22 protein-coding genes, 3 rRNA genes and 1 other annotated feature are annotated in these 25,717 nt (G+C 38.0%); of the genes, 19 read left to right on the top strand and 6 right to left on the bottom strand.

Features of this window, described 5'->3' with window-relative positions; genetic code table 11:
- Window positions 1–40: 40 nt before the first annotated feature.
- Complete coding sequence (locus AC4PID_RS07990; RefSeq protein WP_492135047.1) at window positions 41–1,678, bottom strand: methyl-accepting chemotaxis protein; 1,638 nt, start codon at window positions 1,676–1,678, stop codon at window positions 41–43.
- 101 nt (window positions 1,679–1,779) lie between these two features.
- On the opposite strand from AC4PID_RS07990, the gene AC4PID_RS07985 reads away from it, so the two are divergent.
- The 7 genes from AC4PID_RS07985 to AC4PID_RS07955 all read left to right on the top strand — a co-directional run bounded on the left by AC4PID_RS07985 (window position 1,780) and on the right by AC4PID_RS07955 (window position 10,887).
- Complete coding sequence (locus AC4PID_RS07985) at window positions 1,780–2,760, top strand: 1-aminocyclopropane-1-carboxylate deaminase/D-cysteine desulfhydrase (RefSeq protein ID WP_492135046.1); 981 nt, start codon at window positions 1,780–1,782, stop codon at window positions 2,758–2,760.
- 386 nt (window positions 2,761–3,146) lie between these two features.
- A 16S ribosomal RNA gene (locus AC4PID_RS07980) occupies window positions 3,147–4,678 on the top strand.
- Between the two features lie 294 nt (window positions 4,679–4,972).
- Window positions 4,973–7,890 (top strand): 23S ribosomal RNA (locus AC4PID_RS07975).
- 155 nt (window positions 7,891–8,045) lie between these two features.
- A 5S ribosomal RNA gene (gene rrf, locus AC4PID_RS07970) occupies window positions 8,046–8,162 on the top strand.
- Together the 16S, 23S and 5S rRNA genes form the textbook arrangement of a ribosomal RNA operon.
- Before the next feature lie 159 nt (window positions 8,163–8,321).
- Window positions 8,322–9,011: a GntR family transcriptional regulator gene (locus tag AC4PID_RS07965; protein WP_492135045.1), complete on the top strand. Its 690-nt coding sequence runs from the start codon at window positions 8,322–8,324 to the stop codon at window positions 9,009–9,011.
- Between the two features lie 33 nt (window positions 9,012–9,044).
- Complete coding sequence (locus tag AC4PID_RS07960) at window positions 9,045–9,557, top strand: transcription repressor NadR (RefSeq protein ID WP_492135044.1); 513 nt, start codon at window positions 9,045–9,047, stop codon at window positions 9,555–9,557.
- A 304-nt stretch (window positions 9,558–9,861) separates the two neighbouring features.
- Window positions 9,862–10,887, top strand: coding sequence for a PTS sugar transporter subunit IIC (locus AC4PID_RS07955; protein ID WP_492135043.1), 1,026 nt, complete (start codon window positions 9,862–9,864; stop codon window positions 10,885–10,887).
- A gap of 60 nt (window positions 10,888–10,947) precedes the next feature.
- Here AC4PID_RS07955 and AC4PID_RS07950 read toward each other — a convergent pair whose 3' ends face one another.
- The gene (locus AC4PID_RS07950; protein WP_492135042.1) at window positions 10,948–11,079 is read right to left on the bottom strand and encodes a hypothetical protein; all 132 of its coding nucleotides are present in this window, start codon (window positions 11,077–11,079) and stop codon (window positions 10,948–10,950) included.
- Between the two features lie 189 nt (window positions 11,080–11,268).
- On the opposite strand from AC4PID_RS07950, the gene murI reads away from it, so the two are divergent.
- Both murI and AC4PID_RS07940 read left to right on the top strand, forming a co-directional pair.
- Window positions 11,269–12,054 carry a glutamate racemase gene (gene murI, locus AC4PID_RS07945; RefSeq protein ID WP_492135041.1) on the top strand — a complete coding sequence of 262 codons (786 nt, stop codon included), beginning with the start codon at window positions 11,269–11,271 and terminating at the stop codon, window positions 12,052–12,054.
- A 1-nt stretch (window position 12,055) separates the two neighbouring features.
- Window positions 12,056–12,325, top strand: a complete 270-nt coding sequence (locus tag AC4PID_RS07940) for a hypothetical protein (RefSeq protein ID WP_492135040.1) — start codon at window positions 12,056–12,058, stop codon at window positions 12,323–12,325.
- A gap of 181 nt (window positions 12,326–12,506) precedes the next feature.
- On the opposite strand, the gene AC4PID_RS07935 is transcribed toward AC4PID_RS07940, so the two are convergent.
- A complete protein-coding gene (locus AC4PID_RS07935; RefSeq protein ID WP_492135039.1) occupies window positions 12,507–13,697 on the bottom strand; it encodes a pyridoxal phosphate-dependent aminotransferase in 1,191 nt (396 codons plus the stop codon).
- Window positions 13,698–13,936: 239 nt separating this feature from the next.
- Between AC4PID_RS07935 and AC4PID_RS07930 the strand changes: the two genes are divergently transcribed.
- The 7 genes from AC4PID_RS07930 to rsmI all read left to right on the top strand — a co-directional run bounded on the left by AC4PID_RS07930 (window position 13,937) and on the right by rsmI (window position 20,044).
- A complete protein-coding gene (locus AC4PID_RS07930; RefSeq protein ID WP_492135038.1) occupies window positions 13,937–15,460 on the top strand; it encodes an aminotransferase class I/II-fold pyridoxal phosphate-dependent enzyme in 1,524 nt (507 codons plus the stop codon).
- A 144-nt stretch (window positions 15,461–15,604) separates the two neighbouring features.
- On the top strand, window positions 15,605–16,165 hold the full coding sequence (gene lepB, locus AC4PID_RS07925) for a signal peptidase I (RefSeq protein WP_492135037.1): 561 nt from the start codon (window positions 15,605–15,607) through the stop codon (window positions 16,163–16,165).
- Between the two features lie 55 nt (window positions 16,166–16,220).
- The gene (locus AC4PID_RS07920) at window positions 16,221–16,544 is read left to right on the top strand and encodes a cyclic-di-AMP receptor (RefSeq protein ID WP_492135036.1); all 324 of its coding nucleotides are present in this window, start codon (window positions 16,221–16,223) and stop codon (window positions 16,542–16,544) included.
- Between the two features lie 9 nt (window positions 16,545–16,553).
- Window positions 16,554–17,405, top strand: a complete 852-nt coding sequence (locus AC4PID_RS07915; RefSeq protein WP_492135035.1) for a DNA polymerase III subunit — start codon at window positions 16,554–16,556, stop codon at window positions 17,403–17,405.
- Window positions 17,406–18,314 carry a PSP1 domain-containing protein gene (locus AC4PID_RS07910; RefSeq protein ID WP_492135034.1) on the top strand — a complete coding sequence of 303 codons (909 nt, stop codon included), beginning with the start codon at window positions 17,406–17,408 and terminating at the stop codon, window positions 18,312–18,314. It begins immediately after the preceding gene.
- 114 nt (window positions 18,315–18,428) lie between these two features.
- Window positions 18,429–19,217 (top strand): tRNA1(Val) (adenine(37)-N6)-methyltransferase, encoded by a 789-nt coding sequence (locus AC4PID_RS07905; protein WP_492135033.1) that lies wholly within the window; start codon window positions 18,429–18,431, stop codon window positions 19,215–19,217.
- Entirely contained in the window at window positions 19,214–20,044 is an 831-nt protein-coding gene (gene rsmI, locus AC4PID_RS07900) for a 16S rRNA (cytidine(1402)-2'-O)-methyltransferase (RefSeq protein WP_492135032.1), read from the top strand. The genes AC4PID_RS07905 and rsmI overlap by 4 nt, the downstream gene beginning before the upstream one ends.
- 194 nt (window positions 20,045–20,238) lie before the next feature.
- On the opposite strand, the gene AC4PID_RS07895 is transcribed toward rsmI, so the two are convergent.
- The 3 genes from AC4PID_RS07895 to AC4PID_RS07885 all read right to left on the bottom strand — a co-directional run bounded on the left by AC4PID_RS07895 (window position 20,239) and on the right by AC4PID_RS07885 (window position 21,588).
- Complete coding sequence (locus tag AC4PID_RS07895; protein WP_492135031.1) at window positions 20,239–20,481, bottom strand: AbrB/MazE/SpoVT family DNA-binding domain-containing protein; 243 nt, start codon at window positions 20,479–20,481, stop codon at window positions 20,239–20,241.
- 119 nt (window positions 20,482–20,600) lie between these two features.
- Window positions 20,601–21,083 carry a hypothetical protein gene (locus AC4PID_RS07890; protein WP_492135030.1) on the bottom strand — a complete coding sequence of 161 codons (483 nt, stop codon included), beginning with the start codon at window positions 21,081–21,083 and terminating at the stop codon, window positions 20,601–20,603.
- Between the two features lie 112 nt (window positions 21,084–21,195).
- Window positions 21,196–21,588, bottom strand: a complete 393-nt coding sequence (locus AC4PID_RS07885; protein ID WP_492135029.1) for a YxiG family protein — start codon at window positions 21,586–21,588, stop codon at window positions 21,196–21,198.
- A 143-nt stretch (window positions 21,589–21,731) separates the two neighbouring features.
- Window positions 21,732–21,964: a binding site (T-box leader), on the top strand.
- Window positions 21,965–22,138: 174 nt separating this feature from the next.
- Between AC4PID_RS07885 and metG the strand changes: the two genes are divergently transcribed.
- The 3 genes from metG to rnmV all read left to right on the top strand — a co-directional run bounded on the left by metG (window position 22,139) and on the right by rnmV (window position 25,713).
- Window positions 22,139–24,100: a methionine--tRNA ligase gene (metG, locus tag AC4PID_RS07880; RefSeq protein WP_492135028.1), complete on the top strand. Its 1,962-nt coding sequence runs from the start codon at window positions 22,139–22,141 to the stop codon at window positions 24,098–24,100.
- 271 nt (window positions 24,101–24,371) lie between these two features.
- Window positions 24,372–25,142, top strand: a complete 771-nt coding sequence (locus tag AC4PID_RS07875) for a TatD family hydrolase (RefSeq protein ID WP_492135027.1) — start codon at window positions 24,372–24,374, stop codon at window positions 25,140–25,142.
- A 25-nt stretch (window positions 25,143–25,167) separates the two neighbouring features.
- Window positions 25,168–25,713 carry a ribonuclease M5 gene (gene rnmV, locus AC4PID_RS07870; protein WP_492135026.1) on the top strand — a complete coding sequence of 182 codons (546 nt, stop codon included), beginning with the start codon at window positions 25,168–25,170 and terminating at the stop codon, window positions 25,711–25,713.
- Window positions 25,714–25,717: the final 4 nt, after the last annotated feature.

Below are 25,717 nucleotides of genomic sequence, written 5' to 3'. Positions count from 1 at the left end.
GGTGTTTTTTGTTTTAATTCAGTTAATTTAAATAACTCAACTAGATTTTAAAATAAGAGGTAGTTTCATACATTCTTTGATTTAAATCAACTATATCCTTTATAATATCTTCTAAGTTAGTGATACAAAGAATTTGTCGATCTAATGAATCAACAATAGTTTTTTCTAAAGACATAACATTATCAGAAACATTACCAATTGCAGACATTTCAGTTTGCATGACTTTATTGCTCTCCAAAATTGATTCTATTTCAGACAAGAATGATTTAATGGTGTCAATAGAGGATGAAGTTCTATTTCTAATTTGGTCAAAAGCTAGATTAACTGCATTAACTTCTTTTTCTTGATTGGTTAGTTTATTTTCAATCAACGAATTTTGACGCGTTACTTCAGCAACAACATGAGTAGTATTAGAGATGATTGTACTAATTTGATCCGCTGCGTTTATAACTTGTTCAGCTAATTTCTTAATTTCATCAGCAACTACAGCAAATCCCCTGCCAGATTCACCAGCTCTCGCTGCCTCTATTGCAGCATTCAAAGCTAAAAGGTTTGTTTGCTGAGCAACTGCATTAATGACATTGGTTATATCTGAAATTTCACTAAAGTTATCGTTTAATTTGTCTACTTGATGAGAACTTTCAATCATAGTTTCTGAAACATCCACCATAGAGTGATTCAAAGTCTTCATTTTATTCAAACCAGATAGGGTAGAATCGTAGATATCATTGTTATTAAGATCAATTTGAGCAGATTTTTTACTCATTTCATATAAAAGTGTGTTTAATTGAGTTACCACAGATGTCATTTCATTAATTGAATCACTTTGAATTTCAATAACTGACTGAATTTCATCAGTATTGGAACGAACTTTTGTAGTAGATGCATTCAAACTAATTTTAGTATTTGTAATATTTTCTGAAGCCACATTTAGTTGGTTGACTACAGTTAATGTTTCGGACATCGTATTTCTAAATTGTTCTGATAGGTTATTTAATGACTGTCCAAGTTTACCAAATTCGTCTTTTCGTGTTTCAATGAAATTTGTATTTAAATTACCCGTTGCGAATGTTTCAATACTCGAGATTGTTGTACTAAGAACCTTCATCATGCTCTTTGTAATAATATATCCTAGGAGGATGACAACTAATGTCATAGAACCACCAATCAGAGCAATAGTTGTAAGCGCACGACTTAATTCATTTTGAAGATGTGTAAGTGAAATACCAATGTTAAGTAAATATTGATTGTCAGATAATGGCTCTGTTACATTAAAAATATCTTTACTTACTTGTATAAGAACAGGTTCAGCTGATGACGCACTTTGTGTTGTTGTTTCTTCAGTTTGACTAGAGGAAGAAATCGCATCAACAACAACTTGTTCATCTGTAACGACTAACTGTCCTGAAGAATCAGAAAGAGATATGTATGATATACTTCCCTCACTTCTATCTTTTACTGCTTTAAATATGGATTGAATTTCGTTTAAATTACTAATATCATTACTTTCAATCTCATATCGTATGGTTTTTATTAGTGTCTTGCCGTCTTCCATCATTTGATTCATAACTGAATTTTTAATCATAACAAAAGATATCGTTGATAATATAAGAATAATAATAATTGAAAAGGTAAAAAGTATAAGTGTAATTTTTCCTGAAAATGTTTTCATAATCATAGTCTACTCCTTTCTATATCTTTAATAGAATACCAAATATAAGAAATAATAAGCAACAAATTGATATTTTGGATTATAATTATTAGGAGGGGAGGGATACTATGAACTATAAGTTAAGAGAAAAAGTAAAGTTAATCTACCAAGAAACTCCTATTAATAAATTAGAGAAAATATCAGAAAAATATGGTGTTGAAATCTTTATCAAGCGTGATGATTTAACAGGAATGGTGTTGTCAGGCAACAAGGTAAGAAAACTAGAATATGTATTAAAGGATGCTATGGACAAAAATAGTGAAGTTATTATCACCGCTGGTGCGATTCAATCCAATCACGCAAGGGCCACTGCAATAGCATGCCGAAAACTTGGATTAGAACCCCATTTGTTACTTAGGGGAAATGAACCATCTACTGCCACTGGAAACTTACTACTTGATAAAATAGTAAATAGTAAAATTGAATATCTTGATCCTACTGAGTTTGCGAATATTGAGGCCTATGCGGAAAGCGTGATCAACCAATATTCAAGACTTGGAAAGAAAGCATACTGGATACCAATTGGCGCTTCAAACGGAATAGGTAATCTTGGATACATCAATGCATATAATGAAATAATTGCACAAACTATTAAAGATAAAATTGATTTATCTTCCATCATATGTACGGTTGGATCTGGAGGAACATACTCTGGACTTGTGATAGGAAGTGCCTGTCATTCAATTAATGTCCCAGTTTACGGTTACAGCGTTGGAGGATCCTCAAAATATTTCTATGATAAATGCAATCAAATAATCAAAGAAACATTAGATCTAGTCAACTGTCATAAAAACCTAGATTTAAAACTTGATATTTCAGATGACTATCAGGGTCCTGGATATGCGATTCCATACCCTGAGGTGATTGATACAATTAAAGAAGTTGCATTATTGGAAGGAATTATTTTAGATCCTGTGTATACGGGCAAAGCTTTTCATGGTCTTTTATCTGATATAAAATCAGGAAAGTTCACTTCTAAAGATAAAATTCTTTTTATTCATACCGGTGGTCAATTTGGATTAGAACCGTTTGAAAGTTTGTTTAAGTAACTGTATACAGAAAACTTAGCACTACTAATACTTGTATTAGTAGTGTTTATCATTAAAAGAACATACTATATGTAGTAGTCTCGAAAAAAACAAAAAAACTTTTCGATTTTTCGTTGACAAGGTCTTTGTAGACTGGTATACTGTAAAAGTTGTCGGCGTTAACAAGTCTTAAAAACATTGAAAATGCTGGCTTTGAAAAAAATCAGGACCTTGAAAATTGAATAGCGCAAATGAAAAAAACCAAAAAGAATTGAAAAATTCTCGTCAACCTTTTGAGGCTCTAGTAGCAACAAAAGAAGTGATAAAAAAACGGAAACGCTTCGCAAGAAATTGAGAAGCAAAAAGCAAGTTAGCTCGTTTTGAGATAACAGGCAAAACTTAAAATTAATTTTAAGAGTTTGATCCTGGCTCAGGATGAACGCTGGCGGCGTGCCTAACACATGCAAGTCGAGCGTGATTAAGTGGAGTGGAGACTTCGGTCAAAGCGAAACTTATGAAAGCGGCGGACGGGTGAGTAACGCGTGGGCAACCTGCCTCATACAAAGGGATAGCCACTGGAAACGGTGATTAATACCTTATAAGTCGGTAGCATCGCATGATGTAGCCGACAAAGATTTATCGGTATGAGATGGGCCCGCGTCTGATTAGCTAGTTGGTAAGGTAACGGCTTACCAAGGCGACGATCAGTAGCCGACCTGAGAGGGTGATCGGCCACACTGGAACTGAGACACGGTCCAGACTCCTACGGGAGGCAGCAGTGGGGAATATTGCACAATGGGCGCAAGCCTGATGCAGCAACGCCGCGTGAGTGATGAAGGCCTTCGGGTTGTAAAACTCTGTCCTATGGGAAGAAACAAATGACGGTACCATAGGAGGAAGCCCCGGCTAACTACGTGCCAGCAGCCGCGGTAATACGTAGGGGGCAAGCGTTATCCGGAATCACTGGGCGTAAAGGGTGCGTAGGCGGCTTATCAAGCCAGGGGTGAAAGGCATTGGCTCAACCAATGTAAGCCTTTGGAACTGATAGGCTTGAGTGCAGGAGAGGTAAGTGGAATTCCTAGTGTAGAGGTGAAATTCGTAGATATTAGGAGGAACACCAGTGGCGAAGGCGACTTACTGGACTGTAACTGACGCTGAGGCACGAAAGCGTGGGTAGCGAACAGGATTAGATACCCTGGTAGTCCACGCCGTAAACGATGAATACTAGGTGTCGGGCGTCAAAACTCGGTGCCGCAGCAAACGCATTAAGTATTCCGCCTGGGGAGTACGCACGCAAGTGTGAAACTCAAAGGAATTGACGGGGACCCGCACAAGCAGCGGAGCATGTGGTTTAATTCGAAGCAACGCGAAGAACCTTACCAGGTCTTGACATCCCTCTGAAGTAGCCTTAGCCGGCTATGTCTTTCGGGACAGAGGAGACAGGTGGTGCATGGTTGTCGTCAGCTCGTGTCGTGAGATGTTGGGTTAAGTCCCGCAACGAGCGCAACCCTTATGTTTAGTTGTCATCAGGTAATGCTGGACCCTCTAGACAGACTGCCGTGGATAACACGGAGGAAGGTGGGGATGACGTCAAATCATCATGCCCCTTATGATCTGGGCTACACACGTGCTACAATGGTCGGTACAACGGGCAGCGAAGTCGTAAGATGGAGCGAATCCTAAAAAGCCGATCCCAGTTCGGATTGTGGGCTGAAACTCGCCCACATGAAGTTGGAGTTGCTAGTAATCGCGAATCAGAATGTCGCGGTGAATGCGTTCCCGGGTCTTGTACACACCGCCCGTCACACCATGGAAGTTGGGGGCGCCCGAAGCCAGTGGCCTAACCGCAAGGAGGGAGCTGTCGAAGGTGAAACCAATGACTGGGGTGAAGTCGTAACAAGGTAGCCGTATCGGAAGGTGCGGCTGGATCACCTCCTTTCTAAGGAGAAATAGACATTTGCGCTGTTCAATTTTGAGGGTCTTGCAAAAGAACCTTGAAAGAAGAATAGGAACTGAAACGACTCGATAGAGTGTAGATGATTAAGATATTAATCTTAGACAGATACCCTCCTAAGAAAATTCTTTGGATTTCCTCACGTCGGTCGAAAAACATCCTGTTTTTCGTGTGTACCTTGAAAACTGCATATAGAGAAGACATTAAAAAGTGTAGATTTAGATGAGAGTCTAAATCGAAAGAAGTAAAAAACCCGATATTAGTAAAATAATATCAAATGGTCAAGATAATAAGAGCATAGGGCGGATGCCTTGGCACTAGGAGCCGAAGAAGGACGTGGTAAGCTGCGAAAAGCTACGGGGAGCTGCAAGCAAGTGTAGATCCGTAGATATCCGAATGGGGCAACCCGGCTGGAGTAATGTCCAGTCATCCATAACTGAATTCATAGGTTATAGGAAGGGAACTCAGGGAACTGAAACATCTAAGTACCTGAAGGAAGAGAAAACAAAAGTGATTTCCTAAGTAGTGGCGAGCGAACGGGAAATAGCCCAAACCTAAGTCTTCGGACGAAGGGGTGTGGACAGTCGATAAAGTGAAAATGTATCTTAGCAGAACTGCTTGGGAAAGCAGGCCGAAGAGTGTGAGAGCCACGTAAGCGAAAAGAGAAGTATAGCGAGACTGATCCGGAGTACCACGGAGCACGTGAAACTTTGTGGGAAGCAGGCAGGACCATCTGCCAAGGCTAAATACTACCTAGTGACCGATAGTGAATAGTACCGTGAGGGAAAGGTGAAAAGAACCCCGAGAGGGGAGTGAAAAGAACCTGAAACCCTATGTTTACAAGCAATGGAAGTTCGTTAAAGAACGACCATGTACTTTTTGTAGAACGGGCCAACGAGTTACGTTATGCAGCAAGGTTAAGTGCTTCAGGCACGGAGCCGCAGCGAAAGCGAGTCTGAAAAGGGCGAATGAGTTGTATGGCGTAGACCCGAAACCGGGTGACCTATCCATGTGCAGGGTGAAGCGAGGGTAAAACCTCTTGGAGGCCCGAACCCATATCTGTTGAAAAAGGTTGGGATGACATGTGGATAGCGGAGAAATTCCAATCGAACCCGGAGATAGCTGGTTCTCCTCGAAATAGCTTTAGGGCTAGCCTTGAGGTAAAGAGATACGGGGGTAGAGCACTGAATGTCCTAGGGGCTTTCACCGGCTACCGAAGACTATCAAACTCCGAATACCGATATCTTATACTCAGGAGTCAGACTATGTGTGATAAGATTCATAGTCAAAAGGGAAACAGCCCAGACCATCAGCTAAGGTCCCAAAATGTAAGTTAAGTGGAAAAGGATGTGGGATTGCCCAGACAACTAGGATGTTGGCTTAGAAGCAGCCATACATTTAAAGAGTGCGTAATAGCTCACTAGTCGAGTGATCCTGCGCCGAAGATTACCGGGGCTCAAACTTACTACCGAAGCTATGGAATTAGAGTAATCTAATTGGTAGAGGAGCATTGTATACGGGGTGAAGCACGATCGTAAGGACGTGTGGACTGTATAGAAGAGAGAATGTTGGCATGAGTAACGAGAGACGGGTGAGAATCCCGTCCGCCGAAAACCTAAGGTTTCCTGAGGAAGGTTCGTCCGCTCAGGGTAAGTCAGGACCTAAGCCGAGGACGAAAGTCGTAGGCGATGGACAACAGGTAAAGATTCCTGTACCACCGAGAACCGTTTGAGAGAGGGAATGACACAGGAGGTTATGCTAAGCGCACGATTGGTTGAGTGCGTCCAAGCAGCGAGTCTGAGAGGTAGGCAAATCCGCCTCTTGTAAGGGTGAGCTGTGATGGGGAGTGAAAATAGTAGCGAAGTAGCAGATATCACACTGTCGAGAAAAGTTTCTATCGAGGGAGCAGGTGCCTGTACCGTAAACCGACACAGGTAGGAGAGTAGAGAATACTAAGGCGAGCGAGAAAACTATTGTTAAGGAACTCGGCAAAATGACCCCGTAACTTCGGGAGAAGGGGTGCCATCACAGGTTCAGAGCTAGTGGTGGCCGCAGAGGATAGGTCCAAGCGACTGTTTACCAAAAACACAGGTCTCTGCTAAATCGAAAGATGATGTATAGGGGCTGACGCCTGCCCGGTGCTGGAAGGTTAAGGGGAAGTGTTAGAGCAATCGAAGCATAGAACCGAAGCCCCAGTAAACGGCGGCCGTAACTATAACGGTCCTAAGGTAGCGAAATTCCTTGTCGGGTAAGTTCCGACCCGCACGAAAGGCGTAACGATTTGGACGCTGTCTCAACAATAGACTCGGTGAAATTGTAGTACCGGTAAAGATGCCGGTTACCCGCAGCTAGACGGAAAGACCCCGTGGAGCTTTACTGTAGCTTGGCACTGGATAATGGTATATCATGTACAGGATAGGTGGGAGACTTAGAAGTTAGGACGCCAGTCTTAATGGAGTCACCGTTGGGATACCACTCTTGATATAACGTTATTCTAACTGTAATCAGTTACCCTGATTCAGGACAATGTCAGGTGGGCAGTTTGACTGGGGCGGTCGCCTCCTAAAGAGTAACGGAGGCGCCTAAAGGTTCCCTCAGCGCGGTTGGAAATCGCGCGAAGAGTGTAAAGGCAAAAGGGAGCTTGACTGCGAGAGAGACATTTCGAGCAGGTACGAAAGTAGAGCTTAGTGATCCGGTGGCACCGCATGGAAGGGCCATCGCTCAACGGATAAAAGCTACCCCGGGGATAACAGGCTTATCTCCCCCAAGAGTCCACATCGACGGGGAGGTTTGGCACCTCGATGTCGGCTCGTCTCATCCTGGGGCTGAAGTAGGTCCCAAGGGTTGGGCTGTTCGCCCATTAAAGAGGCACGCGAGCTGGGTTCAGAACGTCGTGAGACAGTTCGGTCCCTATCTGCTGTGGGCGTAGGAAATTTGAGAGGAGCTGTCCTTAGTACGAGAGGACCGGGATGGACAAACCTCTGGTGGATCAGTTGTCTTGCCAAAGGCACAGCTGAGTAGCTAAGTTTGGACGGGATAAGCGCTGAAGGCATCTAAGCGCGAAGCCCCCCTTAAGATGAGATTTCCCATCCAGAAATGGAGTAAGACCCCATGAAGATAATGTGGTAATAGGCCTGAGGTGTAAGTGCAGTAATGCATTCAGCTGACAGGTACTAATAGGTCGAGGTCTTGACCAAATTTTTACTAAAACTTTTAATGAATGATCTGTATGTAGTTTTTAGGGTATATGCCTTAAACTGTTGAAACCATCATTTTATGATGTTTTGATAGAAAGCCTAGTCTATTTACTTCGTAAACAGACCCACGGCTGAATTTGCAAAGCAAATTCATATCTAGTGACGATGGCGGAGGGGCAACACCTGTTCCCATACCGAACACAGAAGTAAAGTCCTCCAGCGTCGATGGTACTTAGCGGGCAGCTGCTTGGGAGAGTAGAACGTTGCTAGTTAGAAAAACTCAGTCTTTTGACTGAGTTTTTTTCTATATATTGGAAAATTGTAACCTTTATTTTGTTTGACACACCCCTATATAACCGATAGAATAATAGTTGACAGGCTGTTCTCATATCTCATGAATTCAGTCTTCAATGAAAAACTCGGAGGAAACTATGGATCTTTTTGATCAGAAAAAAGAAAACAAATCTTTAACATCGCTTATTTTCGAGAAAATTCGTGAGGACATCTTAAATGGTAGATATGCAACCGGCGACAAGTTAGTAGAAATTAAACTAGCTGATGAACTTGGTGTAAGTAGAACGCCAGTAAGAGAGGCGTTAAAGCAATTAGAATTAGACGGTCTAGTTGAAAATATTCCAAATCGTGGTGTTGTAGTAAAAGGTATCAGTAAAAAAGATATCGATGACATATTGACTATAAGACTTTGTATAGAAGGTTTAGTTGGCCAATGGGCTGCTGAAAGAATATTGGATCATGAAGTAAAAGAGCTTGAAGAAATTTTTGACTTAATGGAATTTTATTCTCAGAAAGGCGATGTAGAAAAAATATTTGAGCTCAATACTAAATTCCATGAAACACTATATCAGACAACAAAAAGCAGATACCTTGAAGGCGTCTTAAATGATTTTCAGTTATTTATAAAAACAGCAAGAAATAGTTCTCTTAAGTCTGAAGGTAGAATTCAAAACGCGCTAGAAGAGCACAGACAAATTGTTGATGCTTTAAAAAATCACGATGTTGAGGGAACAAGAAGAGCATTGGTCAATCATATAGCAAATTCTAACCACAACATAAAGACGATCGTTCAAGAAGAAGAAAAGAAATTAGCAAAAGAGGAATAGGAATCAGTGTTATTTGATTAATGCGGAGGGATTATGTCAGAGGAGAGAAGACGTTTACTGATAGAGAAACTTGAAAGAAGTGATACGCCTATAATAGGCTCTGAACTAGCTGAGATATTCGATGTTACACGTCAGGTTATTGTTCAAGACATTGCAATAATAAGAGCTTCTGGTGTTCCTGTAATAGCAACATCAAGTGGCTACACTTTAAAAAAACAAGTTCAAAACAGTAGACTACTAAGAACGATTGTCTCTAAGCACGATGGTTTTCATAGAATGGAAGAGGAACTACGCATTATTGTCGAGTATGGTGGTAAAGTAATCGATGTAATTGTAGAGCATCCAATTTATGGTGAAATTGTTGGTGTACTAAACATAGAAACACAAGCTGATGTTGATCATTTTGTATCAAAGATTCAAAATACAGCAGCTAAGCCGCTTTCAATTTTGACTCATGGTGACCATATCCATACGATTGAAGTACCAAGTGAAAAAATATATCAGTTAATTTTAAAGGAATTAAACGAAAAAGATTTCATTGATTAGCCTTTGAATAAGACAATAATAAGACTTACAGTAGGACACTGAAAAGACATCGAATTGTTAAGAATCTACTACATTAATGTGTAATTATACTTGAAACGCGTATATTAAATAATAGTAGATTTCAAGCTCTGAATGATATAAAATAGTATAGAAATCATATAAAGGAGTTTATACTCCTTTTTTTATCGTAAAGTTATGTAAGTTAATTTAAATCGAATGCTGTCAAAATGAAACTTTGAAAGCTTCGGTTTTTATTTAACGTTCACATGACAAGACACTTGAATACACAGCAAGGATGGTAGATATGAAAGTTAGAAATTATTTAACGAAAACCTTAAATGGTATGGCTCTAGGTCTGTTTTCTTCGTTGATTATTGGGCTTATTTTAAAACAAATAGGTGAACTAGCTGGAATCACAACATTAGCAAACTTTGGGAAATTCGCTCAAGTAATGATGGGTCCAGCGATTGGTGCAGCAGTAGCTCATAGCGTGAAAGCATCTCCGCTCGGTATTTTCGCATCTTTGGTCGCAGGTGCAATTGGAGCAGGCAGTATTAAGTTTTTAGAAACGGGACAAATGGCGATCGTAATTGGTGAACCGATGGGGGCATTTGTTGCAGGACTTATTGCCGCAGAGTTTTCAAAATTAATCGCTGGAAAAACAAAAGTTGATATAGTACTAGTACCAGCAGCGACGATTATAGTTGGTGGCTTAGTGGGAATTACAATTAGCCCTGTCATGTCAGAGTTAATGAAAGCGATCGGTAGTGTTATTAATACTGCAACTGAATTACAACCAATTCCAATGGGAATTATCGTATCTGTTTTAATGGGCATTATTTTAACTTTACCAATTAGTAGTGCAGCACTTGCAATTTCTCTTGGACTAACAGGTATCGCTGGTGGTGCATCATTAGTTGGCTGTTGCTGTAACATGATTGGATTTGCAGTAATTTCATATCGCGAAAATGGGTTTGGAGGCGCAATTGCTCAAGGACTTGGAACATCGATGCTGCAAGTACCAAATATCATTAAGAATCCTAAGATATGGATTCCGCCAATTGTAGCGAGTGCTGTACTTGGTCCGATAAGTACAACCTTACTTAAAATGGAAAGTAACTCAGTTGGCGCCGGTATGGGAACCAGCGGTTTGGTTGGTCAATTTGGTGCTTATGCAGAAATGGGAAGCAAGGTCTCAACTTCAACCTTTTTTATTATGGTAGCAATTATGCATTTCTTATTACCTGCACTCATCTCTTTACTTGTAAGTGAGTGGATGAGAAAGAAAAATTGGATTAAACCAGGAGATCTTAAGTTATCAAGTAACTAGGGATTAATGTGGATAAGTAAAAAAGTGTTATACCTATTATTGGTATAACACTTTATTTTTTTACGCTTCCTTTTGGTAAAAATCCTTTGCAAGCTTCACCTGAAGACTGATAAACCACATCTGATGGGAGTAGCCTTGTTTTAAAGGCAAATTTTCTACAACCATTAGGTGCATTGGGATCCCAGGTAACATAAAAATGTTGACACTTTCTACAATCAATACGTGTATAACTCAATGAATTTACCTCCTTATCCACAGGTAATCGATTGAACATATTAATTATAACAAAATATTTGGGATTTGCACCAACTATCTGTTCATGTTCAAGTTAAGAGAGCTATGCTATAATAGAGTATACACAGAAAGATGGTGGTGCATAATTTGAATAAGTATAGTAAGATAGGTATTTTTGATTCAGGTTTAGGTGGGCTTTCAGTTTTAAACACTGTTGAGTCATTACTTAAAAAAGAAGGTTTTATTTACATTGGGGATTCACTGAATGCGCCTTATGGTACTAAAACTAAAGATGAAGTATTTGAACTTTCTAAAAAGATATGTGATGACTTAATCGCAAAAGATGTGAAAGCAATTGTAATTGCATGTAATACGGCAACAAGCGCTGCAGTATCTAGATTGCGTGACTTATATGATATACCAATAATCGGAATGGAACCAGCTATTAAACCGGCTTTAAAACAAACTGAAGGTCAAGTTGTCGTGTTAGCGACGGAAATGACATTGAAAGAAAGTAAGTTTGTTAATTTGGTGGATAAGCTAGAAGAAGGTTATAGAATTGCAAAAGTGCCTGCTCCAGAATGGGTTGAATGTGTTGAAAACCATATGGACGATGAGGATTACGTCAAAGCATGTGTTGATCAATTTCTAGATACGCATATTCCAAATGCTCAAAATTTGGTGCTTGGATGTACACATTTTATTTTTCTTAAAGAAGAAATTGAAAAATACTACAAGGGCAAGATTGAAATTTTCGATGGCAATATGGGAACTGCTTTACAGCTTAAGAACACATTAGAAAGTATGGAGCTTTTATTAGATGAAGATATCTATCATGAAAATGATAAGAGTCGTATCGAAGTTATTAATACAAAGTCAGAAGAATATGTCAACAAGTCTTTAAATTTACTTTCGATCTTGAAAAGAGGTTAAAATGCATCTTTATTTAATCGAACTGGTCGATGAAAATCTTAAAAGAGTTTTAGATGAAGCAGTTTTTGATGAAAAAACCGAATCTATTTTTAAACTTAGATATGGAATTGATTGCATGCGACTTGATCCGAAAGCAATATCAAAAGAAATGAAAATACCCATGAAAAAGTTAAAGTTAGAGCTAACAAAGATAGATAATAAAGTCTTTAATATCCTTAAAAAGTATGACCTTTTTGAGGAGGAGAATTTATTGCAAGTTGAATCTGAATAAATTAAATAAAATGAAAGCCTGTATTCTAAGAATACAGGCTTTTTGCTGACTTATAAACTGACATTGACTTTATGTCATATTGGATAGAGCACTTTATAATACTTCTTGATATAAATGGTTGAAGAGATAAATGAATCAAAATTAAAAAATGAATCAAGATTGAAAAATGATTTAAGTTTGCCTAATACTCTAATTCTGTTAACATAGCGGAAAGTCGCTTTAGCCCCTCAACGACAAGTTCAAGCTTTGTCGCATATGAAATTCTTATAAAAGAATCATTGCCAAAAGCAATTCCAGGAACCATTGCAACACCATATTTTTCAAGCAATAAATCACAGAAATCGACTGAGAATGAACCTGAGGATTTTTCAAAAGCTGCTGATTGGAAATGACTTAAATCAATAAACAAATAAAATGCACCTTGTGGGTATATATAGTTGATATTAGGTATTGCTTCTAATATAGGAACGAGTGCATCTCGTCTACGTTTATAGGTGGCTACCATGTCTGCCATATCCTTTGAGCCTTGCGTCAAAGCACCATAGCCAGCCCATTGAGCGATTGTACTTGGATGCGAGATTAAATGCCCTTGTAGCATTGAAATTGCTTTGGCAATTTCAGGATTTGAAGCAGTGTATCCTAGACGCCAGCCAGTCATTGCAGCTGATTTTGAGAAACCATTTACCAAAATCGTATGCTGTTTTGCGGCTTCAGATAGTGAAGGAATCGAAGTAAACGTTTCTGTAAAATGAATACTTTCGTATATTTCGTCGGCAAGAATAACCAAATTATTATTAATACAAAAATTGACAATTGGCTCAAGCTCTTCTTTTGAATAGATGGCACCAGTTGGATTTGATGGGTTATTGATTAAAACAATCTTTGTTTTATCTGAAATGGATGAGGCGAGTTCGTCTGCTGTAACCTTGAATTCATTTTCGAGTTTTGTTTGAATAATGACGGGAACACCATGACACAGTTTAACCATTTCAGGATAGCTGGTCCAATAGGGAGCAGGAATAATGACTTCGTCACCTGGATCTAAAACAGCTAACAATGCATTGGTGATGGCATTCTTTGCACCAGAAGAAACGACAATATCAGTCGGCAAATAAGTGACCTGATTTTCACGGCTGAGTTTGTCTGCTATGGCTTCTCTTAATGAAACCAAACCAGGAACTAGGTCATATTTGGTTTTATTTGCATCTATAGCTTCAACGGCAGCTTGTTTTCCCTTTTCAGGAGTGAAAAAGTCAGGCTCGCCGATACTAAGATCGATAATATCGGTCCCCTTTTCTTTTAGGGCTTTTACTTTTGCGCTGATACTAATGGTATATGAGGGTGTTATGGTGCGAACTTTCTTTGATAACATTGATTCACCTATCTTTCGTGTACTTTAAGTTAAAATTTACATTTGATTAATGAAACCTATGAACGATTGTGTTAGAATTATTATAACAAGTAATTTGAAAAACTCAATCATGAGGTATTAAATGTCTTTTATTGAATGGTTTTTTATCGGATTGATCATTCTTTTTTTTGTGATAATTGTGTCGATTTCAGTAGCTGATTTAATTAGAGATCTTCATTTTTACCGCGATCGAAAAAAGAATGTTAAACAATTTGATCAATATAGAAAAAACAAACAGATCGCAAGAAAGTAGGGCTGACATGCGTTTGTCAAAAGCACTTGAGCAGATTAGTAATGAGAAACTTGTATCCTTTCACATGCCAGGGCATAAGAATGGGCAAATCGATATTTTGGGTTCGACTGCAGAGAAACTCTTGTCTTATGATATAACTGAGATTCCTGGTGCAGATCATCTCCATGGTGCTGAGGGCTGTATAAAAGAGACAGAGTTAGCAATTGCTCAATTTTATAACGCTTTTAGTTCTAAAATGCTGATTAATGGTAGCACGGTGGGACTATTAAGTGCAATAATGGGTGTAACAGTACCAGGGGATCAAATTTTGGTGAATCGTAATGCACATAAATCGATATACAATGCGATTGAAATGCATCGATTAGATCCTATCTATCTTTTTCCTTTGGTGGATGACGCGCTTGGCATCCCTGTTGATTTGAAAATGAATACAGTTACGGAGGCTTTAACAAGTCATCCAGAAATTAAAGCCTGTGTCTTGACTTATCCTACGTACGAAGGCTTATGCTATGATATAAAATCGATTATTGATTTATGTCATGATAAAAAAGTACTGGTTATCGTCGATGAAGCTCATGGACCACATTTAATTTTAAATCAAAAAGGGCCTAAGTCAGCTCTTGAATTAGGCGCGGATTTAGTGATTCAAAGCTTTCATAAAACGATGCCGTCACTGACGCAGACGGCTGTATTACATGTTGGAAAAAATCACATATTGACGGATGAACAAATGGAACGAGTGAATTGGTATTTAGGTGCACTTCAAAGTAGCAGTCCGTCTTATTTGCTCATGTACGCCATGGATCAAATGCTCTTCGAGGTTGAAAAAGAGGGCTTTCATCTAATGCAAAACACATTAGGATGGTTAGAGGCTTTTTATAATAAGTGCGAGGCTTTCGAGCATCTTAAAATTTTTACTTTTAAAAATGGTGATCCAACAAAGTTTGCCATTACGATAAAAGCGTCAAATAATACAAAAGCCACAAGGTCTATGAATACGCTATCAAATTTGATTAGAAATAGATATCAGATTCAATCTGAATACGATTCAGAACGATTGATACTAATGATGGCGAGTATTGCCAATATTGAATCCGATTTTATTAGACTATTTGATGCTTTAGCTGAGATTGATCAGGAGATGGCGGTTTCTATACTTGAAGTGGATGCAACAGAACCAGAATCAGGAGAAGAGATACTAGCGGATTCTGAAAATGATTGTCGTCACTATGATCTTATCTATGAGGCTATTAAAAATGGACAAACGAAAGTGTATAATGCCAGTGATGTGATATACTTAAGATCAGAGAATGTCGATGTGGCATCGTGTATCGGTAGAATAGCAAAAGAATATATTGTTCCATACCCCCCTGGCATACCAATATTGGTTCCAGGTGAAAGGATTATTGAAGCGACATTAGCACTATTTCCTCATGAAGTAAGGCAAGTAAAATGTCTAGTTGAAGTATAGTGAGAAGCATGTTAATAACACATACAGAGAAGATTAAATCTAAGGTATGAATCAAAATTGATATGAGTAAATAATTAGTATGAGTAAATAAATAAGAAGAATCATCACGATTTACAAAACCGTGAAATATAATAGAGGTGAATGATGAGTAGAGTTAAAAGAGAAGCACTAGAGTGGGTACAGGCAATTTTAATAACACTTGTAATATTTTTAGTATATAATTTCTTTTTTGCAACGACGACCGTATATAATACATCAATGTTTGATACACTCGTTGAAAAAGATATGTTATTTATGGTTAAACTAGGGAAAATACAGCAAGGCGATATTGTCTCTTTTAAATCTGAGTTGACTTTATCTAAGGCGGATTACGATAGTCTTAATATCATTCAAAAGCTGATGCACAAAGAGGGCGAACGTAAAAATTTAATTAAACGTGTAATAGCGGGTCCAAATGATACAATTGAGATCGTGAATGGAGTTGTAAAAGTGAACGGTGTTGTATTAGATGAGCCATATATTTATTCGCCAACCAACAAAACGGTACCTCTTGAGACTGTACCTGAGGGTAAATACTTTGTTATGGGTGACAATAGAAGTGTTAGCTATGACAGTAGAGACCTTGGCTTTGTTTCTGAAGAAGATATCATCGGAAAAGTGATATTTAGATTTATGCCACTTAACAAAATCGGTACAGTGAATTAAATTCTCAAAATGTGGTATAATATTTATATAGAGATGATTAGAATGGAGGGAGCTTATGAAACTGATTATTGCAATTGTTCATGATGAAGATGCTCATGCACTAGTAAAGAAATTGACAGCTGAGGATTTTGGTGTAACAAAATTAGCATCTACAGGTGGCTTCTTAAAATCAGGTAACACAACTCTCATCATTGGTATTCCAAAAGAGCGTGTGGATCGTGCGCTTAAAATTATAGAAGAAACCTGTAAAACACGCAAAGAAATTACGACAACGACTTCACTTATGGGTGATAACAGCGTAATGGGAATGCCACTTGAAATATCAGTTGGAGGCGCAACGATTTTCGTCGTAGATGTCGAAAATTACTTAAAGTTGTAGTTGAGGTCTATGAGAGAGATAATTGATTTTTTTAAAGAAGCTATAGGGCGAAATCATCTGTCCCACAGCTATTTGATTGCTGGGACAGAATCTTCTGATTTGGCCAAAGACATTGCTAAAATGGTACTTTGCAGACAGGAACACACTGGTTGTGGTTCCTGTTCGTCTTGTATAAAGATAATGAGTGACAATCATCCAGATTATATGTTGATAGAACCTGATGGTGCTTCAATTAAAAACGCACAAGTTGAAGACTTTCAGGATTTTATTTACATAAGACCTTTTGAAAGCGATCACAAAATTGTGGTTTTCAATCAGTCGCATTTGATGACAGATCGTGCTCAAAATAGAATTTTAAAAGTTTTAGAGGAACCGCCAGAGTATGCTTTGTTCTTATTTTTAACACATCAACCTGAAGGCATGCTAGACACGGTACTTTCACGATGCCAGTTGATAAAAGCAAATGAAGCAGTAAAAGCGATAGATGATGAGAAACGAGATCAAACGATTGCTTTGCTACATGCTATTATGAAACAAGACGCTGGGACCGTCCTTTCTATGGGCAGTTACATGAAGCAAGTTAAGGCTGAGATAACAGACTTTCTTTCAATTTTCTCATCAATGCTTAGAGATGTGATGATTTTTAGAGAAACAGGCAATTATCAATTGATTAGTGTCTCAAATTTAACTATACTGAATTATAAGGAGCTTTTATTTAAAGCGAGCCAAAATATAAGTAGAAAACTTAATGTTGAATTAATAGAACTTATAGAAGAGACAGATAATCGAATTAAGAGTAACATGAATTTTGACTTAACGGTGGATAAACTGTTACTTAAATGCATTGAAAGGGAGGCGTAAATGATCACTGTAGTCGGTGTGAGATTTAAAAAAGCCGGTAAGATATATTATTTTGATCCATTAGAAGTACCTGTAAATCAAGGTGACCATGTCATTGTTGAGACAGCAAGAGGTATCGAATATGGTGAATGTGTCATCGGTAAAAGAGAGATTCCGGAGGAACAAATTGTGAGTCCTCTTAAACCTGTTTTAAGAGTTTCCACAACTGAAGATGATGAGAATCATCAAAACAATAAAACAAAAGCTCAAGAGGCAATGAAAGTATGCCTTGAAAAAATTAAAGCACATGAGCTAGACATGAAGCTAATTGATGTAGAATATACTTTTGATAATAATAAAGTCATCTTCTACTTTACTGCGGATGGTAGAATTGACTTTAGAGAGCTTGTAAAAGATTTGGCTGCAATTTTTAGAACGAGAATCGAGCTTCGCCAAATAGGTGTAAGAGATGAGTCTAAAATGGTAAAAGGACTTGGTCCCTGTGGTCGAGAAATTTGCTGTGGCAGCTGGTTGGGTGATTTTGCACCTGTATCCATCAAGATGGCGAAGGATCAGAACCTATCCCTTAATCCGGTTAAGATTTCTGGTCTTTGCGGTCGTTTGATGTGTTGCTTGAAATATGAGTATGATACGTATGTACAGATTAGAGTTGGTATGCCAAATAGAGGCGATAAGGTTAAGACGCCTGATGGACTTGCAATCGTTGTTGATACGAACATCTTACTTGAGCAAGTTAAGGTACGCCATCAGCTAAAAGACAAACCGAATGAGTTGAGTGAAGACATTATTCCATATCACAAAGAGCAAATCAAAGTGGTAGAGGTGAATAAGAACGCTGCACATTCAAATTCTTCAATGCCAGTGGATGGTCCTATCGATTATAGAGAACTCAAGAAACTTGAAGACTAAAAAACGTGAAATCTAAATAATATTGAAGACGATATAAACAAGTACTTTAAAGCTAAACGTTTTGGGTTTCCCAAAACGTTTTGTTTTATGAACAGATTCAGGTAGGAGATAAAAATGATTGAGCGCGGAAGTGAAACATATTTAAAACCGCATGAGAGAATAGATGATTTGCAGCTTAAGGGACTTAAGATCATACAAAATCCTGACGGATTTTGCTTTGGGATCGATGCTGTTCTTCTGAGTAATTTTATTAAAACCAAGAAGAATGATTTTGTGGTGGAGTTTGGAACAGGCACAGGCATCATTCCTATTTTATTAAGTGGAAAAGCCAATTTCAATCAATTGGTTGCGTTTGAGGTTCAAGAGTCTGTAGCAGAGATGGCAACGAGAAGTGTTCAAATGAATGGACTTGAAGACCGGTTAACCATAATTAATGATAATTTAATCAATGCAAGTCTACATGTGCCAAATGGCTCTGTAAATGTTGTTTTTTCTAACCCACCGTATCTGTCAGGTGATGGTGGATTGAAAAATGAAGGCGAGCTTAAAACCATTTCACGTCATGAGATATATTGTACGCTTGAGGACATTGTGAAAACAGCATCTAAGCTGTTGCAATTTAGAGGTCGCTTTTATATGATTCATAGACCCAATCGCATGGTTGATATATTAACGCTATGTCGAACGTATAAGCTAGAGCCGAAAGAAATTCGCATGATTCAGCCTTATGTAGGCAAGCGCCCAAATCTGTTTTTAATCATGTGTTCAAAGGGCGGACAACCCGATCTTAAATTTCTTGACCCTTTGGTAGTATATAATCATGATGGGTCATACACAGATGAAATTTATGAGATTTATCAGTCTGAAAATATTGATGTGTTTAAACGTGAGGAAACATTATGATGGGAAAACTGTATCTTTGTGGTACACCAATAGGTAATTTAGAGGATATTACATTTCGAGCACTTAGAATTTTAAAAGAAGTGGATGTGGTTTATGCAGAAGATACGCGACACTCTATTCGTTTGTTAAATCACTTTGAAATTTCCAAACCATTGCATAGTTATCACGAGCATAATCAAGAAAAAGCAGGCAAAGAAATCATCGAGAAAATAAAAAATGGGGACCAAATCGCATTGATTACAGATGCAGGTATGCCAGGGATCTCAGATCCTGGTCATGATTTGGTAAAACTTTGTATAACTGAAGAGATTCCATTTGAGGTTGTACCAGGTGTGACCGCATTTACCACTGCACTTGTCGGCTCAGGGCTTCCTACGGACCGTTTTGCCTTCGAGGGTTTTTTATCGAGAGACAAGAAACAGAAAAAACAAATTTTAGAACGAATTAAACGTGAAACCAGAACTCTGATTTTTTATGAGTCACCCCATCGCTTTAAAGACACACTCAAACTAATGTTTGACATTTTGGGTGAACGTGAGGTTGTCGTTGCGAGAGAACTGACGAAAAAGTATGAGGAATATAAGCGGGGGTCGTTTGAGTCCTTAATTGCGTATTATTCTGAGAATGAAATTCGAGGTGAAATCGTTTTGATCGTATCAGGAAGTGATGAAGGCGAAGTGGTCGAGGCGAGCTATGATCCTGAAATGTCTATCGAAGCACATGTGAGTTCATTTTTGGAGAGCGGAATGGATAAAAAAGAGGCGATGAAAAAGGTTGCCGTTCTTAGGGGATTGAAAAAGTCAGAGGTGTATAAAGCGCTGTTATAGTTAAGTTTTGATTTAATCAAATCGTAATAAATCAAATCAAATTAAATTAGATCAAACCCAATAAAACCAAAGACAATAAAACCAAAGACAATAAAACTATATTAATGTAAATAATAAAAATATACCAAGATAAATAAAAAATCCCAGAGAAATCTGGGATTTATTTTGTTGATTTTTTGCTTTAGTGTAAAATTCTATAAGTCTTTAATCTCATCTACACAAGCTGGGCAAATGTTTTTGCCTTTGACGTTTTTAACGCCTTTTGCTTGACCACAGAAAATACAAGCTGGCTCGTATTTTTTGAGGATAATCGTTTCACCTTCAGTGAAAATTTCAAGTGCATCCTTTTCACCGATAGTGAGTGTTCTTCTAAGCTCGATAGGAATAACCACTCTACCTAGCTCATCGACTTTTCTTACAATTCCTGTCGATTTCATAATAAGATACCTCCTAAGACATTTAATGACATTTCCATAGACTCATCATAGACCAATCTTTTCCAAAAGTCAACGGAAGTGCCAAAAAAAAGAAATTCAGGAAATCCAAATATTATACTTTAAGAACTAACGCTATCTCCTGTATTTTCCTTGTTTGTAGCGTTTTCTATAACTTCATTTACTTCGTCTGCTGCTTCTTTAAGGTCATTCATTTTGCCACTAAAGTATTTATCGTAAAGGACTTTTCCGATTGAAAGTGTGTGTAAAAGTGAAGAGAGACCGCTGACAAAGCCTTTGTTCTCATTAATGGTGCCCGTAACAGACTCTGCAGTACTTGCCACATTGTCGACAGTTGTTCTAAATGCTTGAACGTCGTGTGCAACCTCACCAGTGATCACTTCGATATGTTTTGATAAATCTGGTACAACTTCTAAAGTCGCATCGATTTTTGTTCTATTTTCATCGACGATTAGATTCACACTTTTCATAATTTTAAGTGCGCGTCTTACGACCAATATTAAATAAACGAACAAGGTTACAAGTGCGCCCCATAGTACAAACAATAAAAGATCCTTGACGGTAATGACCAATTCGCTATTCATAGTCCCTCCTGTGTTGATATGTTACGATTATTATACATCAATTATCGGTATTTCTAAACAGTGGAATCAAAAAAACAAAAGGACACACCCTGCGGTATGCCCTAAGATTGTTTTATCTTACTTTAAATGCTTGATTGTTAATGACAATTTTGTTAGCATCGATAAATAATGATGAATCATTGATACTTACTGCAAAATTAGGAATAGAAACGAACGCTTCATCCTCTGATTTGGCATGTGCTGCAGAGAATTCTCCAAAGCCGTATAGGTCGTAAGAAATCGAGTTCAGGTTTTCACCTTTAATCTGCATATCCGATGGTAAATCGTGATCAATATAGTAGAAAGCTTTAACGTCCTCAAAGACAATTTCAGCTTGTTCTATATGATCATCTATTGATTTGTTGCTAATGGCAACAGATATTTTATCAAAATCCATATCAAAGTTAATAGCGTTTATGGTTCCTCTAGAGTAAGTGTCTAAAATAGGATGAAAACTATTTGACATGTGCACCTCTTTCTTCTTAAAATCAACATGCTGTAAAACTAGTATATTAATATCATATAATACGCCGCTAATCAACACCTTTTTAAAATGTTACAAATATTTTAGGTTGAACTTTCTCTTCAACTGTGTTAAAATCCCAAATATAAAAGGTAATGATAGGAAGAGTAACTTTTAGCTCGAGCAGAGAGAGCCTGCGGTTGGTGTAAGTAGGTGTCGAAATGAAGGTGAAGATGGCCCTTGAACCGAAGATGTGAATGATTAGCATTTTCCGGATTTGTACACGTTATCGTACAGTTGATTGTTGGATCAACATGAGGAGATTATAGTGATGTAATCTTGAATTAGGGTGGTAACACGAACTGACTTCGTCCCTTTGGGGGTCGAGGTTTTTTATTTTTTTTGATGTCTTTCGGCGTAGGTTGATGAGAAAAGTTATTTATTAGAAAAGAAAAATAATTGAAAAGATTAATAATAAAAATGATACATGGTAAAAAAAATCAAAAAACAAATAAAAAATGATAATTTATAAAATTGAAAGGTAGGCGATTTTATGTCAAAAGGAACTTATTACGTAACCACACCGATTTATTATCCAAGCTCAAAGCTTCACATCGGACACACTTATACGACTGTAGCAGCTGATGCGATTGCGAGATACAAAAGAGTAACTGGTTATGACGTTATGTTTTTAACTGGAACAGATGAGCATGGCCAAAAGATTCAAAACGTAGCAGAGGGAAAAGGTCTTCATCCTAAAGCTTTTTTAGATGAGGTTGTAGGCGAGATCAAAAAACTATGGGAGACCATGGAAATTTCTTACGATCACTTTATTCGTACAACGGATGAGGAACATGAAAGAAGAGTTTCTCAAATCTTTAAGCATTTGTACGACAAAGGTGATATCTATAAAGGAGAGTACGAAGGTTTATACTGTACGCCATGTGAGTCGTTTTGGACTGAATCTCAATTAAAAGATGGCAATTGTCCTGACTGTGGTAGACCGGTACAAAGTACAAAAGAAGAAGCGTATTTCTTTAAATTATCAAAATATCAAGATCGTCTTTTAGAGCTCTTTGAATCTAATCCAGAAATACTTGAGCCAAAATCTCGCATCAATGAGATGGTCAATAACTTTATCAAACCAGGTCTTGAAGACTTGTGTGTGTCGAGATCGACTTTCAACTGGGGGATTCCAGTACCAATGGATAACGACCACGTCATCTATGTCTGGATCGATGCACTCAGCAACTATATTACTGCTCTTGGCTATCCAGAAGCGACGGAGGGTAACTTTGCTAAGTTTTGGCCAGCTGATGTGCATTTAGTGGGTAAAGAAATCGTTAGATTCCATACAATTATTTGGTTTTCGATCCTAATGGCTTTAGAATTACCACTTCCGAAGAAAGTATTTGGTCACGGCTGGATTCTATTAGAAGGTGGTAAAATGTCGAAATCCGTTGGTAATATCGTTGATCCTGTCGTATTAATTGAAAGATATGGTGTTGATGCACTTAAGTATTTCTTGTTGAGAGAGTATACTTTTGGACAAGATGGTCTTTTTACGAATGAAGTTCTTCTTAACAGAATCAATGCTGACTTAGCCAACGATTTAGGCAACCTTGTATCAAGAACCATTTCAATGGTTGAAAAATATCGCGAAGGTATCGTGCCAAGTGCAAGCGATGCAACTGATTTTGATGCGGATCTAAAGCTTGTAGCGACTTCAGCGAGCAATCTTGTAGATAAAAAATTAGACAATCTTGATTTTTCAGGTGCACTTGAAGAAATTTGGAAGGTCGTAAGAAGAACAAATAAATATATTGATGAAACAATGCCTTGGGCACTTGCTAAAGAAGAAGTGTTAGCAGGAAAACTCGATACAGTATTATATAACCTCGTTGAAAGTATCCGATTGATTTCTGCGTTAATTCAACCTTTCTTGATTCATACTTCAAGAAAAATCTGGGAGCAGCTCGGTATCAAAGAGGGTGAGTTAACTGTATGGGACACTACCTATCAGTTTGGACTCTATCCAGTTGGAACAAAAGTACAAAAGGGCGAAGCACTTTTCCCAAGAATTGATGTTAAGCTTGAACTTGAAGCTTTAGAAGAACTAAGTAGACAAGCAAAAGAAGCAGCTGCTGGTGCTTCAAAGGAAGCGGAGGCAGTTGAGGCACCTTCTATACCTTTAAAACCAGAAATTACAATAGACGACTTCGCTAAAGTGGATTTAAGAGTGGCAAAAGTAATCGCTGCTAAACCACATCCAGATGCCAATAAACTTTTAATTTTAACTTTAAAAGTTGGAAATGAGGAGAGACAGGTCGTTTCAGGAATTGCTAAAAATTACAAGCCTGAAGAGCTAGTGGGAATGGACGTCATCGTTGTGGCTAACCTAAAACCAGTTAAGCTAAGAGGAGAGTTGTCACAAGGTATGATTCTCGCAGCGACTAGTGGTGAAAAGCTAACGCTTGTAACTGCTGATATCGAAGATGGTAGTACGGTATCTTAAGAGGTTAGTAATGTGTCTTAATTAGAAAAAGAATTTAAATTAGTAAAAAGAACTTAATGTTGAAACGCCCCCGTTATTCATATGGGGGTATTTCTTTTTTTATGAGATTAAGGCATAATATAATAAGTAGATAAATTTTTTTTTAAAGATGTTGACTGTATTAGAAATATTAATAATATTGAATGAAAACACCTATTTAGAGGGTTAATTGTATCTAATAGCGTGTTTGAAAGTTATATATCGAAGATTTGGTTATGAATTGGAGGTAAACGTGTTTTTTGATTCACATTCCCACTTAGACGCGAGTCAGTTTGATGATGACCGCGAGTTAATGATCAAGAGAACGCAGCTCAATCAAATAGATTTTGTTTTAAATCCTGGCGCAGATTTACCATCGAGTCAAAAGGCAGTTGAACTCGCAAATCTCTACCCTTTTATCTATGCTGCAGTAGGTATTCATCCGCATGATGTCGAGATGATGACAGAAGAAATGCTCTCTGAGATTGAAACGCTTGCTCAAAATCCTAAAGTTAAAGCGATCGGTGAAATTGGACTGGATTATTATAGAGATTTATCCCCAAGAGAGCTTCAAAAGAAATGGTTTATAGAGCAGCTTAGATTGGCTAAAAAGCTAAATCTACCTGTCGTTATTCACGATAGAGATGCCAACGAAGATGTGCTAAAAATTTTAAAAGAAGAGCGTCAGTTTGAGACAGGCGTTTTGATGCATTGTTACTCTGGTAGTAAGGAGCTGGCATTGCAATACGTTAAGCTTGGGGCATATATATCTATAGCAGGGCCTCTGACCTATAAGAATGCTAGAAAAACGGTTGAGGTCGTTGAAGCTGTCCCTGTAGATCGACTTATGATTGAAACAGATGCACCCTATTTAACACCAGAACCGTACAGAGGCAAGAGAAATGAACCAATGTATGTTCGCCACACCTGTCAAAGAATGGCGAATATTAAAGGGGTTTATTTAGAAGAAATGGCCCAAATAACCAAGGAAAATGCAATGAGATTTTTTAATATAAACGAGTAGCCATAATGGGCTAGAAAGAGAGTCTATGGAACAAATTAAAGAGACGATTGTCGTTGAGGGTAAAGATGACGAAGCGGCAGTCAAAAAAGCATTAAAATGCAATATCATTACAACCAGTGGTTTTGGATTGAATGAAAAGATTTTTAAACAGATTGAGTATGCAGCTAAGACCACGGGAATTATTATTTTTACTGACCCAGACCATGCTGGTGAAAGAATTAGAGAACGCATTGCAAAGCGTTGTCCTAACTGTAAGCATGCGTTTTTAAGTCGAGAAGATGCTGAGTACAAGGGCGATATCGGGATAGAGAATGCTTCTCCTGAGAGTATTTTAGATGCACTTTCAAAAGTTAGAACTTTAATAGAGATCTCTGAAGTATCATTTACTAAGCAGGATATGATTACACTTGAGCTTGAGGGCTATCCACATTCTGCAGTGCTTAGAAATAAGATGGGTAAAGTGCTTGGCATCGGCTACTGCAATGCAAAACAGTTTTTAAATCGACTCAATCACTATGGCGTTACAAGACAAGAGTTCATTGACGCTTATGAAATTATTACTAAAGAGTGAGGCA

This window comes from Fusibacter sp. QWL-12 (assembly GCF_058683495.1).
The sequence above is the reverse complement of the archived record's forward strand: the minus strand, read 5'-3'. Positions and strand labels throughout refer to the sequence as shown.